Source organism: Actinomycetospora sp. (genome assembly GCF_036497245.1).
Taxonomy (GTDB): domain Bacteria; phylum Actinomycetota; class Actinomycetes; order Mycobacteriales; family Pseudonocardiaceae; genus Actinomycetospora.
Genome location: NZ_DASXJS010000245.1, coordinates 1 through 14,321 on the forward strand (window position 1 = coordinate 1; position 14,321 = coordinate 14,321).

The window sequence follows — 14,321 nt, forward strand, 5'->3', positions numbered from 1 at the left end:
CATGGGTGGGGGTGGTTCGGTGTTCCGGTGGCCACAGCGGAGGGGAAACGCCCGGTCCCATCCCGAACCCGGAAGCTAAGCCCTCCAGCGCCGATGGTACTGCGACCGCCAGGTCGTGGGAGAGTAGGACACCGCCGGAACACCCAACCACCCCCACCACACCCCCGGACAACACACCGTCCGGGGGCACACGTGTGTTCGGGGCCGGAATCGAGGCAGAACGATTCCCCTGGTCGGTGGAGCCCGTTGGGCCGCCGGCGGCTCGTTACAGTGGCCGCCGTGTCCTCGTTGTGGTGGCTCGTCACGCCGTCGGAATCGCAGCGCCCGGCGGAGGCGACCCGATGACGAGCATCGACGCTCCGGTCGGCTCCGGGCCCGAGGCGCTGCGCCGGGCCGCTCACGAGCAGGCCGACGATTCCGAACTGGCCGAGCTCGCGGTCCACTACTTCGACCGGCTGCCGCCGGAGGAGCGGGTGGATGACCCCGCGGAGGCGCTGGCGATCGTCCGGGCCCACCGCAGCCTCGCCCGGCTCCACGTCCCGGGGCAGCCGGTGACCGCCGTGCTCGGCGCCGGCGCGGAGTCCCTGCCGGGCGCGGCTGCGCCGGACTCGGACCGGGTGTTCGTCCTCGTCGTCACCGACGACATGCCCTATCTGATCGACTCGGTCATCGCGGAGCTCTCCCGGACCGGGACGGTCGTGCACCGGGTCGTGCACCCGGTCGTCGTGGTCCGCCGCGCCCCGGACGGTGCCCTGCGCGAGATCCTCCCGTACGCCGACCCCACGGACCTGCCGCCGGGGGCGGTCGCCGAGTCCTGGATGAACCTGGAGCTCGAGGCCGACGCCGGCTCGGAGTCCGTGCGCGAGCTCGCCATCGACCTGCACGAGCGGCTGACCTCGGTGCTCGCCGACGTCCGGGACGTCGTCGACGACGCCGAGGCGATGTTGGTGCGGGCGCGCTCGGTCGCCGACGACCTGGAGTCCTCACCACCACCGGTCGCCCAGCACCGCGCCGACGACACCGTGGCGCTGTTGCGCTGGTTCGCGGAGGGCAACCTGACCCTCCTCGGCTACCGGTACGGCACGGCTCGCACCGCCGGCGACCGGGCGGAACCGGGACTCGGCATCCTGCGCCGCGACAGCGCCGCGGCGCGCGCTCTCACCGCGGGGCCCGACCTGGCCGAGCGGCAGGCACTCGACCCGGACACGCTGTCCGAGGCCTCCGCACCGGACCGGACCGGGAGCGACGAGTCCGCGCTGCTGGTCCTGACCCGGGCGAGCGCGCGCTCGACCGTCCACGAGCCGGTGCATCCGCTCTACGTCGGCGTGCGGGTGTTCGGCCCCGACGGCCACATCGTCGGCGAGCACCGGTTCCTCGGCGTGCTCACCGTCGCGGCGCGCAGCGCCGACGTCATGGGCATCCCGGTCGTCTCCCGACGCGTGCGGGACGTGATCCGCCAGACCGAGTTCCCCGTGGAGTCGTGGTCCGGGCAGCGCATGCTCGAGGTCCTCCAGACCTACCCGCGGGCCGAGCTGCTGTGCACCGACCGGGCGTCGCTCCTCGAGACCGTCACCGGTGTGCTCGCCCTGGCCGAGCGGCGACGGGTGCGGTTGTTCCTGCGCCGCGACCGGTGGGGTCGCTACTTCTCGGCCATGGTCTACCTGCCTCGCGACCGCTACACCACGGCGGCACGGCTGCGGATGCAGCAACTGCTCCTCGACCGCCTCGAGGGCACCGACATCGAGTACACGGCCCGGGTCACCGAGGACCAGCTCGCGCTGCTGCACGTCACCGTCCACACCGGTCAGCGCGAACCCGTGCGCCCCGACATCCCGGCGCTGACCGCGGAGCTCGCCGAGGCCGCGCGCACCTGGAACGACCGCCTGCGCGCCGCCGCCGGCCCCGCCGAGCGGGCCGCGCTGGCGGCTCTCGGCGCCACGGCCGAGCCGTTCAGCCAGGCCTACCAGGAGGACTTCCACCCCCAGCAGGGTCTCGAGGACCTGCTCGTGCTCGACGGCCTGACCGGTCCCGACGACGTCGCCGTCCGGCTGTACCGGCCGCCCGAGTCCACGCAGGACGACGAGGCCGGGGACCGCAGGCTCAAGCTCTTCCTCGTCCGCAGGCGGATCACGCTGTCGTCGGTTCTGCCGGTACTGCGCTCGCTCGGGATCGAGGTCATCGACGAGCGGCCCTACGAGGTCCGCCGCAGCGACGGCGCCGTCGGGTGGATCAACGACTTCGGCCTGCGCATGGGGCACGCGGACGGCGCGGACGGGACGGACCCCGAGGACCTGCGGACGCGGTTCGCGGACGCGTTCACCGCCGCGTGGCGCGGTCTCGCCGGCACCGACGAGTTCAACTCCCTGGTCCTCACCGCGGGACTGACGTGGCGCCAGACCGCGCTGCTGCGTGCCCTGGCCCGCTACCAGCGCCAGATCGGCAGCCCGTACGGCCAGAGCTACATCACCGACGTCGTCGGGGCGCACGCCGAGGTCGCGGTCGGCCTCGTCCGGCTCTTCGAGGCCCGCTTCGACCCGGACCTCGTGCCCGACCCGACCCGCTACCCGAACGGTCGCGCGGACCTCGTCGCCGAGCTCGACGGCGAGGTGGAGGCGGCCGTCGACGCCGTCACCGGCCTCGACGCGGACCGGATCCTCCGGGCCATGCTGGGGCTCGTCCGCGCCACCCTGCGCACCACCTTCTTCCTCCGCGACGACGACGGTGCCCCCCGCGAGTACCTGGCGTTCAAGCTCGACCCGGCGCAGGTCCCCGGGGTGCCGGAGCCGCGACCCGCAATCGAGACGTTCGTCCACTCCCATCGGGTCGAGGGCGTGCACCTGCGGTTCGGGCCGATCGCCCGCGGCGGGCTGCGCTGGTCGGACCGGCTGCAGGACTACCGGACGGAGATCCTGGGCCTGGTGAAGGCCCAGGCGGTGAAGAACGCCGTCATCGTGCCGGTCGGAGCCAAGGGCGGGTTCGTCGTCAAGCTCCCGCCCGCCGCGAGCGGTGACGCCGCGGCAGACCGAGACGCCCAGCGTGCCGAGGGTGTCGCGTGCTACCGGATGTTCATCTCGGGCCTGCTCGACCTCGTCGACAACCGCGAGGGGCACGCGGCGAACTCGGCGGCGCGGACCCCCGGCCGGATCGTGCGCTACGACGAGGACGACACCTACCTCGTCGTCGCCGCGGACAAGGGCACGGCGACGTTCTCCGACATCGCCAACGGCGTCGCGAAGGACTACGGCTTCTGGCTCGGCGACGCGTTCGCCTCGGGTGGCTCGGTCGGCTACGACCACAAGGCCATGGGCATCACCGCGCGCGGTGCGTGGGAGTCGGTACGGCGTCACTTCCGCGAGCTCGGGCGCGACGTCGCCACCGACGTGATCAGCGTCGTCGGGGTCGGCGACATGTCCGGCGACGTGTTCGGCAACGGCATGCTCCTCTCCGAGCACCTCCGCATCGTCGCGGCCTTCGACCACCGCCACGTCTTCCTCGACCCCGATCCGGACCCCGCGATCTCGTTCGCCGAGCGCACGCGCCTCTTCGCCCTGCCGCGCTCGTCGTGGGCGGACTACGACCCGTCGCTGATCAGCGCGGGCGGCGGGGTGCACCCGCGCACGCTCAAGCGGATCCCGGTCACCGACCAGGTCGCGGCCGCCCTGGGCATCGACGCCGACCCGGTGGGCCTCGACCCCGCCCGGTTGATCCGCGCGATCCTGCGGGCCCGCGTGGATCTGCTGTGGAACGGCGGGATCGGCACCTACGTCAAGGCCTCCGACGAGACCCAGGCCGACGCCGGCGACAAGGGCAACGACGCGGTGCGCGTCGACGGCGCCGAGCTGCGCGTCGCCGTCGTCGGGGAGGGCGGCAACCTCGGCCTCACCCAGCGCGGCCGCATCGAGTACGCGCGGGCCGGCGGGCGGGTGAACACCGACGCCGTCGACAACTCGGCGGGCGTCGACTGCTCCGACCACGAGGTCAACATCAAGATTCTGCTGGACTCACTGGTGGAGCGCGGTGAGCTCGCCGCCGAGCGCCGGGACTCCCAGATCGCCGCGACCACCGAGGACGTGGCCGCCCTGGTGCTCGCCGACAACGTCGCCCAGAACGACCTGCTCGGCGTCGCGCGGGCCCACGGCCCGGACATGCTCAACGTCCACGAGTCGCTCATCCGGGATCTCGAGGCCCGGGGCGAGGTCGACCGGGAGCTCGACGTGCTGCCCGACGCCGAGGGGTTCGAGGTGCGCCGCGCCGCGGGCGAGGGGCTCTCCGGACCGGAGCTCGCCACCGTCATGGCGCACGTGAAGCTCGACCTCACCGAGTCCCTGGCGCGGACCGAGCTCCCCGACGCCGGGGTGTTCGCCCGCAGGCTCCCGTCGTACTTCCCGCAGGTGCTGGCCGGCACCTACCCGGAGGCGGTCGCCGCGCACCCGCTGCGCCGCCGGATCGTCACGACGATGCTCGCGAACGACGTCGTCGACGGGGGCGGGCTCTCCTACGTGCACCGCCTGGTCGACGAGGTGTCCGCGACGCCGTCCGACGCCGTCCGCGCCTACCAGGTGGCCACCCGGGTGTTCGGCCTCGACGCGCTCGCCGCCGACATCGCGCGTGCCACCGCCGGGGGTCTCCCGACCGCCGTCGCGGACCGGCTGACGCTCGCCGCCCGGCGCCTGCTCGACCGCGCGTCGCGGTGGCTGCTCATCCACCGCCCGCAGCCACTGGCGGTGGGCGCGGAGACGCAGCGGTTCTCGAGCGCCGTCGCGGCGCTCGACCCGCAGGTGCCCGCGATGCTGCGCGGCGTCGAGGCGGAGGGCCTCGCCGACCGGGTGCAGACGATGGTCGACCTCGGCGCGCCGATCGGGCTCGCGGACCGCGCCGTCGGCGGCCTCTACAGCTTCGGGCTGCTCGACGTCACCGAGATCGCCGAGATCGCCGAGGCCGACCACGACGGCGACCCGGACGACCTGTTCGCCGTCGCCGAGCTCTACTACGCGCTCTCCGACCACCTCGGGCTCGACCGGCTGCTGACCGCCGTCGCCGGCCTGTCCCGGGCCGACCGGTGGGACGCGCTCGCCCGGCTGTCGCTGCGGGACGAGCTGTACTCGTCGCTGCGCGCCGTCACCCTCGGCGTCCTCGCCGACACCGACGACACCGAGACCGCGGACGAGAAGATCGAGCACTGGGAGCAGGCGAACGCCTCCCGGCTCATGCGCGCCCGGACCTCGCTCGGTGAGATCACCCGGTCCGGGCGCAGCGACCTCGCGACCGTCTCGGTCGCCGCCCGCCAGATCCGCAGCATGGTGCGATAGGAGCCCCGTGACCACGTACGACGTCACCGTGCCGCTGCGCTGGTCCGACCAGGACGCGTACCGGCACGTGAACCACGCCAAGGTCGTCACCCTGCTCGAGGACGCGCGGGCGGCACTGCTCTTCGACGCCGCCGTCGAGGCGGGTGTCTCGGCGTTCGAGGCGGGGCTGCTCGTGGCCAAGGTCGCGGTCGCCTACCGCCGTCCCATCCCGTGGCACCCGCGGGGGGTCCGGGCCCGGATGTGGTGCGAACAGGTGCGGGCGGCGTCCTTCACGGTGGGCTACGAGCTGCTCCTGCCCAGCCACTCGGGCGACGGGGCCTCGGACAGCCCGGACGACGGGGACTGGGACGCCGCGAAGCCCGCCGTCGTCGCCGACACCCAGCTCGTGCCCTACGACCTCGCGGCGGAGCGCCCGCGGCGGCTCACGGCCCAGGAGCGGTCCTTCCTCGATCGGTACACGGTCGCGTGAACGGCCCGAACGGCTCCGGCGCCGCGGTCTCCGGCGTGCGCGCACCCGGCAGCAGGCTGACGGTGCCCGACCGGACCCAGCGCGACGACCTCGCCGGGTTCGTCGGGCGTGCCGTCCGCCTCGACGCCGCCGTCGTCGTGCGGCTGCGGGCCCGTCCCGGTACCGACGGGGAGCCGGACACGGTGGAGGCCTGGGCGCCGACCCCGTTCGACGCCCTCGTCACCCGCGCCGCGCCGGGGCAGGTCACGCCGGGCGACGTCACCGTCGTCGGATCCGATCTGCTCGCGGCCCTGGCGGTCGCCGTCGCGCCGTCGGTGGAACCCGGCACCGCCGTGGACGACCGGTGGCGAGGACCCCTGCCCCCGCTGCGCGCCGATCGGCGGTGGGAGGTCGTCGGGGAGGTCCCGGCCGCGGAGCTGGACGGGCTCGCGGAGCGCGGGGTCGCGGCGGCCCGGGCGGGAGATCCGGGCGGGCGTCCGTCGGCGGCCCTGCTCGACCAGGTGGTACTCACGGTGACCGGTGACGGCTCGGGCACCGAGGTCCGCGTCCCGATGCGGTGCGTGTTCGCGCTGTCCGGGATGGGCTTCGTCGGCGCGGGGTCGGGGGACACGGACGGGACGGTGCGGGTCTCGACCGACGGCGGGTGGCTGCGGCTGGACACCCGGGGCGGCGCCGTCGTGCGCCGCCGCCGGGCCCAGCTGCCGTTGCTGGCCTAACGCAGGGTGCTGCGCAGGAAGTTCAGCGTCTCGTTCCAGGCGATCGTCGCCTGCTCCGGGTCGTAGGTGCCCATGTGGTTCTCGTCGTTGAAGAAGGCGTGCCCGGCCGGGTAGATGCGGAAGTCGGGGCGGCGCCCGGACTCGGCCTCGATGCGGTCGGCGAGCTGGGTCACCGCATCCGGCGGCGCCATCGAGTCCTCGGCGCCGAAGTGGCCGAGCATCGGCGCCGAGAGCTTCGCGAAGCTCGGGTAGTCCTCACCGAGCACGCCGTAGAACGGCACCGCGGCGCCGATCTTGTCGCCCTGCTGGGCGGCGAGCACGAGCACGAAGCCGCCGCCCATGCAGAACCCGACCGCGCCGACCTTCCGGCCGACCACGGCCTCGTGCTCGAGCAGGAAGTCCACCGCGCCGCCCAGGTCGACGGCGGCCTGCTCGACGGGGAGTTGCCCCATGAGCTTCCCCGCCTCGTCGGCGTCGTGGGTGGTGGTGCCGCCGTAGAGGTCGGGCGCGAGCGCCACGAAGCCCTCCGCCGCGAGCCGGTTCGTCACGTCGGCGACGTGTGCGGTCAGGCCCCACCATTCCTGGATGACGACGACGCCGGGGCCCGCGCCGGACTCGGGCAGCGCGAGGTAGCCGTGGGCGGTGCCTCCGCCCGACGGGAAGGTGACGTTCTGCAGCGGGTTCTCTGCCATGCCCGCCATCCCATCAGACGGCCGGAACGCCCTGGCACCGCGCCGGGGGAACCCGCCGGCTCAGAAGGACTTGTTCATCATGCTCGTCGCCGCCATCTCCATGTACTCCCAGATCTGGCGCTGCCGCTCGGGATCGAGTCGGGCCTCGTCGACGGCCACGCGCATGCAGCGCAGCCACGCGTCGCGCTCCAGCGGGCCGATGGAAAACGGCGCGTGCCGCATCCGCAGCCGAGGGTGCCCCCGCTGCTGGGAGTAGGTCTGTGGGCCGCCCCAGTACTGCTCGAGGAACATCCGCAGCCGGTCCTCCGCCGGTCCGAGGTCCTCCTCGGGGTACAGCGGCCGCAGGACCGGGTCGTCGGCGACCTGCTCGTAGAACCGGTGCACGATCTGGCGGAACGTATCGTGACCGCCGACCGCGTCGTAGAAGGTCTGGGGACTGCTCACACCCACCACCGTCTCAAATCCCCGCGCACCGTGTCCCCGTGGCCTGCGCGGTCAGCGCCCGGCCGTGGGCGCCACGGCCCCGAACGGCGTCGGCGCGGGGACCCCCGCCGCGTCGAGGGCGGTCTTCACCGCGCCCGCGACGGCCCGCTGGACCGCCCACTGCTCGCCGGGCCGGGTCCGCACCGTGAGCCGCAGCAGGATGCCCTCGGCGGTCACCGACTGGACGCCGAGCATCTCGGGCGGCGCGAGGACCTTGCCGGCGATCGTCGACTCCCCGGCTTCCTCGGCGGCCGCGGCCAGGGCCAGCTCCTGGGTGTGGTCGACGTCGGCCGAGTGCCCGACCGGGATGTCGACGACGGCCACGGAGTAGCCCTGGCTGGAGTTGCCGACCCGCAGCACCTCGCCGTTGCGGACGTACCAGACCGTCCCGGCGATGTCCCGCAGCGTCGTCACCCGCAGCCCGACGGCCTCGACGGTGCCGCTGGCCTCGCCGAGGTCCACGATGTCGCCCACCCCGTACTGGTCCTCGAGCATCATGAAGATCCCCGACAGGAAGTCCCGCACGAGGTTCTGAGCGCCGAAGCCGATGGCGACGCCGACGACGCCCGCCGAGGCGATGATCGGCGCCAGGTTCACCCCGAACTCGCCGAGCACGAGGACGAACGCGATGCCGTAGATCAGCAGCGTGGTGAACGAGCGCAGCACCGAGCCGATCGTCTGGGCGCGCTGGGACCGGCGCTCCACGATCTGCGGGGCGGCCTCGCGCAGGCTCGCGGCCGCCCGGTCGCGCAGCGGGCGCAGGATCTTGGGGACCCGCCCGGCGTTCGCGCCCGCGGTCAGCCGCCGGATGCCCCGGTGCACCGCGTAGCGCAGCACCAGGGCCACCAGGACGATGATCGCGACCGTCGCGCCGTGGGAGACGATCGAGTCGGCCGACCGGGACAACCAGCTCGCGTGGGTGTACTGGAAGACCCGGGCGCACAGCGACCCGGCGTCGTTCGCGCAGGCCGGCGCGTCCACGGGAATCCCCGGCAGCAGCGTCGTCGTGCTCTCGGCGGCCGGGGGCGTCGTCGGGGGGACGGGCGGCGGCGTGGGCAGCGGGGCCTGGGCGGCGATGTCCATGCCTGCGGCGGGCAGCACGCCTGAGGAGGATACGGAGAGCCGCTCGCGGCCCGTGCGGAGGCTCCCGGGTCGGACCGGGGTGCGTCGCCGGGAACGTCGAGGCGGTGCTTTATCACAGGTGCACAACGGGCCCGGATGTGGTCGACTGTGGTCACTTTCGGCGGGAGGTGGTCGTGTGCCCGAACGACAACCCAGGACCGTGACGCCGCTGATTCGCGGGGTCGACGCAGGCGGGGGTCACGAGCCCACCGCCGGTCCGGTCGAGGCGATCCCGATCGCCGCCCCCGTCCCCCTGGATCCGCCCGCCCTCACCGGCGTGGGCGACGACATCACGGTCACCGTCCGACCCGAGCCGCCCGCCTGGGGCAAGCGGCGGGTCCTGCTCCTCAACGCCACCTACGAGCCCCTCACCGCCCTCCCGCTGCGCCGCGCGATCGTGCTGCTCGTCTGCGGCAAGGCCACCGTCGTCCACGGTGACTCCTCCGGTCTGGTGCTGCACTCCGCCACCGGCTCCGTCGAGGTCCCGTCCGTGATCCGCCTCCGCGTGTACGTGCGGGTGCCCTACCGGGCCCGCGTCCCGCTCACGCGGGCCGCGCTCATGCACCGCGACCGCTTCCGCTGCGCGTACTGCTCGGGCAAGGCCGAGACCATCGACCACGTGGTGCCGCGCAGCCGCGGGGGCACGCACACCTGGGAGAACTGCGTCGCGTGCTGCGCGCGGTGCAACCACAAGAAGGCCGACAAGCTCCTCGCCGAGCTGGGCTGGCCGTTGCGCACGATGCCGCACGCGCCGCGCGGGCGGCACTGGCGGCTCCTGGCCGGGCTCGTCGACGCCGACCCGCAGTGGCTGCCCTACCTGGGGGAGACCGCCGCCTGACCCTCATCAGGTGCTCGCCCGCTCGCCGCTGCCGGGCCACCGACGCGGGGGCATGATCGCGCGACGTGAGCGACCTCCACGAGCTGACCGCGCTCGAGACCGCCGAGGCGATCCGTCGGGGCGACGTCCGCGTCCTCGACGTCGTCGACCACGCCCTGGCCCGCGCCGAGACCCTCGGGACGCGGCTCGGCGCGTTCGCCGTCGTGACCCCCGAGCTCGCACGGGACGCCGCGCGGGCGCTCGACGAGACGCGGGGGGACGTGGCCGGCCCCCTGGTGGGCGTCCCGACGGCGATCAAGGACCTGACGGCGACGGCGGGCGTGCCGACCGGGCGGGGGTCGGTCGTCACCCGCGGCCGGGTGCCCGACCACGACGACGACCTGGTCGGCCTGCTGCGCGCGGCGGGCACGGTGAGCATCGGGAAGTCGGCCGTCCCGGAGTTCGGTCTGCCCTGCTACACCGAGCCCGACGGGGCGCCGCCCGCCGTCACCCCGTGGGATCCGAGCCGCTCGGCGGGCGGGTCGTCCGGCGGCGCGGCGGCGGCGGTGGCGGCCGGGGTGGTGCCGGTCGCGCAGGGGTCCGACGGGGGCGGCTCGATCCGGATTCCCGCCTCGGTGTGCGGGCTGGTGGGGATCAAGACGACGCGGGGTCGCATTCCCGCGGGCCCGACGGGCGGGGATCCGGCCGGGCTGTCGGTGCCGGGACCGCTCGCGCGCACGGTCGCCGACGCGGCGGCGCTGCTCGACGCCCTGTGCGGGGGTCGCTCCTGGCCGGGCGAGCCGTTCGTGCCCGCCGCGCCGCCCGCGGGGGGCTACCTGGGCGTGGCCCGCGGCGCCCGCGGCGGGTCCGGGCCCCGCCGGCGGATCGGGCTCACGGCCACGCCGCCCTACGGCGACCTGTCCGCCCTGCTCGGCCCGGAGGCCGCGCCCGCCGTCGTCGACCCGGTGTGCGTCGCGGCCGCGGAGGACACCGCCGCCGTGCTGGCCTCGCTCGGACACGCCGTCGAGCCGGTCGAGGTGCGCCTGTCGGACGAGGCGATCGCGGCCTTCGTGACGTTGTGGGCGGTGCTCGCGCTCGCCGACCCGGTCGACCCCGACGACGAGGAGCGCCTCCAGCCCCTGACGCGGCTGCTGCGCGCCCGGGGGAGGGAGGTCGCCCCGATGGCGGCGCTCGGCGCGCTGCACACCGTCCAGGTCGAGACGCGCCGGATCGTGGCGGCACGGGCGGATCTCGATGCGGTGCTCACCCCGTCCGTGGCGATGCCGCCGCGCCCCGTGGGCTGGTTCTCGGCCGACGGCCCGGAGACCGACTTCGCGCGCCAGGTCGCGTTCACCCCGTGGACGGCGATCGCGAACATGACGGGCGAGCCGGCGATCGGGCTGCCGCTCGGCTGGCCCGAGGTGGAGGGCACGACGCTGCCCGTGGGCGTGACGCTGCGGGGGCGGCGTGGCGAGGAGGATCTGCTGGTCGCGCTGGGCGCGGAGCTCGAGGCGGCCCGGCCCTGGGCGCGCCGCCGTCCGCCGGTCTGGTGAGGGCTCTTCGGCGACGAGGAGTTCTACGACACGACGTAGCAGCCGCTTTCCACTACGGTTCGCTCCCGTGAGACCGATCGAGACGATCCTGATCTACGGGGTGATCCCGCTCGTCGTCCTGGCGCTGCTGTTCGCGCTGACGGCGGTGCGCCGTCCGGGCGGCAAGGCGGCGCGGTATCGCGTGGGCGACGACTGGCCGCACGAGCCGCTGTGGTGGATCGGCAACCCCAAGGGCACCGGCCTGCCGGAGCCGACCGTCGAGCCCGTCGGCAGCCCCGCGACCCGGACCGCCCGAGGAGGCGCACGTGGCACCTGGTGACCTGGCCCGCCCGCAGGCGGGCCCCGGCGAGACCCCGGCGGTGACCGGGCCCGGGCTGGCGGAGGAACCGGTCTCCGGTCACTCGCGCATCCCGACGGCGTCCGGGCGGGTCTCGGAGGCCTCCGAGGTCCTCGCCGAGGACGAGCGGTCCCCGTTCACGTCGTCGCAGCTCTCCCGCATCGACGAGGCCCTCACGCGGACCTCGGCCGACACCGGGCTGTTGTTCACGCTGTGGGTCGGCGCGCTCGGCGGACGCTCCCGGGAGCGCGCCGAGGAGCTGCACGCCTCGCTCGGGGACGAGGCGGCCGAGGCCGTGCTCATCGCGGTGTCGCCCGGCGAGCGGGTGGTCGAGGTCGTCACCGGCGAGGAGTCGGTCCGCCGGGTCGACGACCAGGGCGCCAAGATCGCCGTCGGCTCGATGGTCTCGCGGTTCACCGAGTCGGACCTGGTCGGCGGCATCGTCGAGGGCCTGCGCGTGCTCGGCGACCACGCGGGGTCCAAGCACGAGCGGTAGGTGGCCTTCGGCCTCGTGAGCACTCCATGCGGCTGTCGCCGCATGGAGTGCTCACGAGCGCGCAGCGCACCTACTGGCGGTCGAAGTCCCGGGCCGCGAGGGCCCGGACGATGCCCGCGCGCCCCTCGGAGACCAGGCGGCGCAGCGACGACGGGTGCTCGTCGGCCAGCCAGCGGTCGGCGGCGTCGACGGTCGCCCGCTCCACGCCCCACGACGGGAACAGGCCCTGCACCATGGGCTGGGCCTGCTCGGACGAGCGCCGGCCCCACACCTCGTCGACGGAGGCGAAGTACTTCTCCGTGTAGGGCGTGAGCAGCGCGCCCTGGGACGGGTGCGAGAAGCCCATGATGATCGCCATGTTGATCGCGTTGGGCAGCGTGTCGTCGTAGACCGCCCGCTCCCACGCGGTGGCCTTGGCCTCCGGCGTCGGGACCAGCGCCCGCGCCCGCTCCGCCATCCGCAGCCCGGTCGCGGTGTTGTCGCGCGCCAGTTCGGCCTCGACCTCCCCACCGCCCGCGGCCCCGTGCGCGACGAGTGCGTGCAGCAGTCGCCAGCGCAGGTCGGTGTCGACGACGAGACCCTCCAGCGGCGTCGTGCCCTCGCGCCAGCCCGTGATCGCCTCGAGGGCCTCCGGCGTGAGCACCGAGCCGGCGAGGGCGTTGACCAGCGCCAGCTGGTGGTCCGAGCCGGGCTCCGCGCGGCGGGCGAGGTCGAGCAGCGTCGCGACGAACGACGGCCAGCCCTGCTCCACCGCCCAGGTCGGGTCCGCGTAGGAGGCGAGCGCCGTCTGAGCCTGCAGGAGCAGCCGCTGCACCACGCCGACCTCGGTCTCCGCGGGCAGCCCGTTCAGCACCAGGGTCACGAAGTCGCGCGCTTTGAGCTCGGCCTCGCGGGTCATCTCCCACGCCGCCGACCAGCACAGGGTGCGCGGCAGCGGCTCGGCGACGTCGCCGATGCGGTCGATCAGCGTCGTCAGCGAGCGCTCGTCGAGACGCATCGTGCAGTAGGTGAGGTCGTCGTCGTTGACCAGCACGAGCGCGCCGGCCTCGGCGCCGACCAGCTCCGGGACCGCCGTGCGGTCACCGGTCACGTCGAGCTCGGTGCGGTGCCTGCGGACGAGCTTCCCGTTGCCGTCCTCGTCGTAGATCCCGACGGCGATCCGGTGCGTGCGGGTCTCGCCCGCGCCCGGGCGCGCGCCGCCCTGGGCGACCTCGAACCGCTCGTACCGCCCGTCGGACCCGACGGCGAACGACGGGGTCAGCGAGTTGAGACCCGTCGTGCGCAGCCACTGGGCCGACCAGCCGGACAGGTCGCGGCCGGACGCCTCGGTCAGTGCCCCGAGCAGGTCGTCGAAGGTCGCGTTGCCGTAGGCGTGCCGCGAGAAGTACAGCCGCAGCCCGGAGAGGAACTCGTCCTGGCCGACGTAGGCGACCAGCTGCTTGAGCACCGACGCGCCCTTGGCGTAGGTGATCCCGTCGAAGTTGACCTCGACGGCCTGCAGGTCGGGGATGTCGGCGGCGATCGGGTGGGTCGAGGGCAGCTGGTCCTGCCGGTACGCCCAGGACTTCTCGACGTTCGCGAACGTCGTCCAGGCGTTGCGGTACTCGGTCGCCTCGGACTGGCTCACGACGCTGGCCCAGGTCGCGAACGACTCGTTGAGCCACAGGTCGTCCCACCAGCGCATGGTGACGAGGTCGCCGAACCACATGTGGGCCATCTCGTGCAGGATCGTCTCGGCGCGGCGCTCGTAGAGGTAGCGCGTGACGCGGCTGCGGAAGACGTAGTCCTCGAGGAAGGTCACCGCGCCGGCGTTCTCCATCGCGCCCGCGTTGAACTCCGGCACGAAGAGCTGGTCGTACTTGGCGAAGGGGTAGGGCACGCCGAAGTTGCGGTGGTAGAAACCGAAGCCCTGCTTGGTCTCGGTGAACAGCCGCTCGGCGTCCATGTGCTCGGCGAGGCTCGCGCGGCAGTAGATCCCCAGCGGGATCGCGCCGTGCTCGTCGACGTATTCGTCGGTCCACTTCGCGTACGGCCCGGCGATCAGCGCGACGAGGTAGGTCGAGATGCGGACGGTCGTCTCGAACGCGTGGTGCACGGCGCCGGAGTCGAGGGTCGTCGTCGTGGACTTCACGCCGTTCGCGATCACCTCCCAGTCCGGCGCCGCGAGCGCGGTGAGGCTGATCGTGGCCTTGAGGTCGGGCTGGTCGAAGCAGGCGAACATCCGCTTGGCGTCCGCGGTCTCGAACTGGCTGTAGAGGTAGACGCCGCCGTCGACGGGGTCGACGAACCGGTGCAGGCCCTCGCCGGTGTTCATGTAGCGGCAGTCG

At 74.0% G+C, this 14,321-nt stretch carries 11 protein-coding genes and 1 rRNA gene; 8 read left to right on the forward strand and 4 right to left on the reverse strand.

Annotated features, from left to right (window positions below):
- Positions 1-23: 23 nt before the first annotated feature.
- The 4 genes from rrf to VGI02_RS25665 all read left to right on the forward strand — a co-directional run bounded on the left by rrf (position 24) and on the right by VGI02_RS25665 (position 6,494).
- Positions 24-140: ribosomal RNA gene (gene rrf, locus VGI02_RS25650) — 5S ribosomal RNA — on the forward strand.
- A gap of 201 nt (positions 141-341) precedes the next feature.
- Positions 342-5,309: an NAD-glutamate dehydrogenase gene (locus VGI02_RS25655; protein WP_331632285.1), complete on the forward strand. Its 4,968-nt coding sequence runs from the start codon at positions 342-344 to the stop codon at positions 5,307-5,309.
- A 7-nt stretch (positions 5,310-5,316) separates the two neighbouring features.
- Entirely contained in the window at positions 5,317-5,778 is a 462-nt protein-coding gene (locus VGI02_RS25660) for an acyl-CoA thioesterase (RefSeq protein WP_331632287.1), read from the forward strand.
- Entirely contained in the window at positions 5,775-6,494 is a 720-nt protein-coding gene (locus VGI02_RS25665) for a DUF8185 domain-containing protein (RefSeq protein WP_331632289.1), read from the forward strand. Before VGI02_RS25660 ends, VGI02_RS25665 begins: the two co-directional genes overlap by 4 nt.
- On the opposite strand, the gene VGI02_RS25670 is transcribed toward VGI02_RS25665, so the two are convergent.
- From VGI02_RS25670 to VGI02_RS25680, 3 genes are read right to left on the reverse strand one after another with little or no spacing between them, the layout of a single operon-like run.
- Positions 6,491-7,186, reverse strand: a complete 696-nt coding sequence (locus VGI02_RS25670; RefSeq protein ID WP_331632290.1) for a dienelactone hydrolase family protein — start codon at positions 7,184-7,186, stop codon at positions 6,491-6,493. The two genes, VGI02_RS25665 and VGI02_RS25670, sit on opposite strands and share 4 nt — an antisense overlap.
- Before the next feature lie 60 nt (positions 7,187-7,246).
- A complete protein-coding gene (locus VGI02_RS25675; RefSeq protein WP_331632292.1) occupies positions 7,247-7,630 on the reverse strand; it encodes a globin in 384 nt (127 codons plus the stop codon).
- 51 nt (positions 7,631-7,681) lie between these two features.
- Complete coding sequence (locus tag VGI02_RS25680) at positions 7,682-8,770, reverse strand: mechanosensitive ion channel family protein (RefSeq protein WP_414638381.1); 1,089 nt, start codon at positions 8,768-8,770, stop codon at positions 7,682-7,684.
- A gap of 181 nt (positions 8,771-8,951) precedes the next feature.
- Between VGI02_RS25680 and VGI02_RS25685 the strand changes: the two genes are divergently transcribed.
- The 4 genes from VGI02_RS25685 (at position 8,952) to VGI02_RS25700 (ending at position 11,994) form a co-directional block, all read left to right on the forward strand.
- The gene (locus VGI02_RS25685; protein ID WP_331632294.1) at positions 8,952-9,629 is read left to right on the forward strand and encodes an HNH endonuclease; all 678 of its coding nucleotides are present in this window, start codon (positions 8,952-8,954) and stop codon (positions 9,627-9,629) included.
- Positions 9,630-9,694: 65 nt separating this feature from the next.
- On the forward strand, positions 9,695-11,161 hold the full coding sequence (locus VGI02_RS25690; RefSeq protein WP_331632296.1) for an amidase: 1,467 nt from the start codon (positions 9,695-9,697) through the stop codon (positions 11,159-11,161).
- A 67-nt stretch (positions 11,162-11,228) separates the two neighbouring features.
- Complete coding sequence (gene ctaJ, locus VGI02_RS25695; RefSeq protein WP_331632299.1) at positions 11,229-11,480, forward strand: aa3-type cytochrome oxidase subunit CtaJ; 252 nt, start codon at positions 11,229-11,231, stop codon at positions 11,478-11,480.
- A complete protein-coding gene (locus tag VGI02_RS25700) occupies positions 11,467-11,994 on the forward strand; it encodes a DUF5130 family protein (RefSeq protein ID WP_331632301.1) in 528 nt (175 codons plus the stop codon). The genes ctaJ and VGI02_RS25700 overlap by 14 nt, the downstream gene beginning before the upstream one ends.
- Positions 11,995-12,064: 70 nt before the next feature.
- Here VGI02_RS25700 and pepN read toward each other — a convergent pair.
- A partial coding sequence (pepN, locus tag VGI02_RS25705) for an aminopeptidase N (RefSeq protein ID WP_331632304.1) occupies positions 12,065-14,321 on the reverse strand: 2,257 nt, incomplete at its 5' end.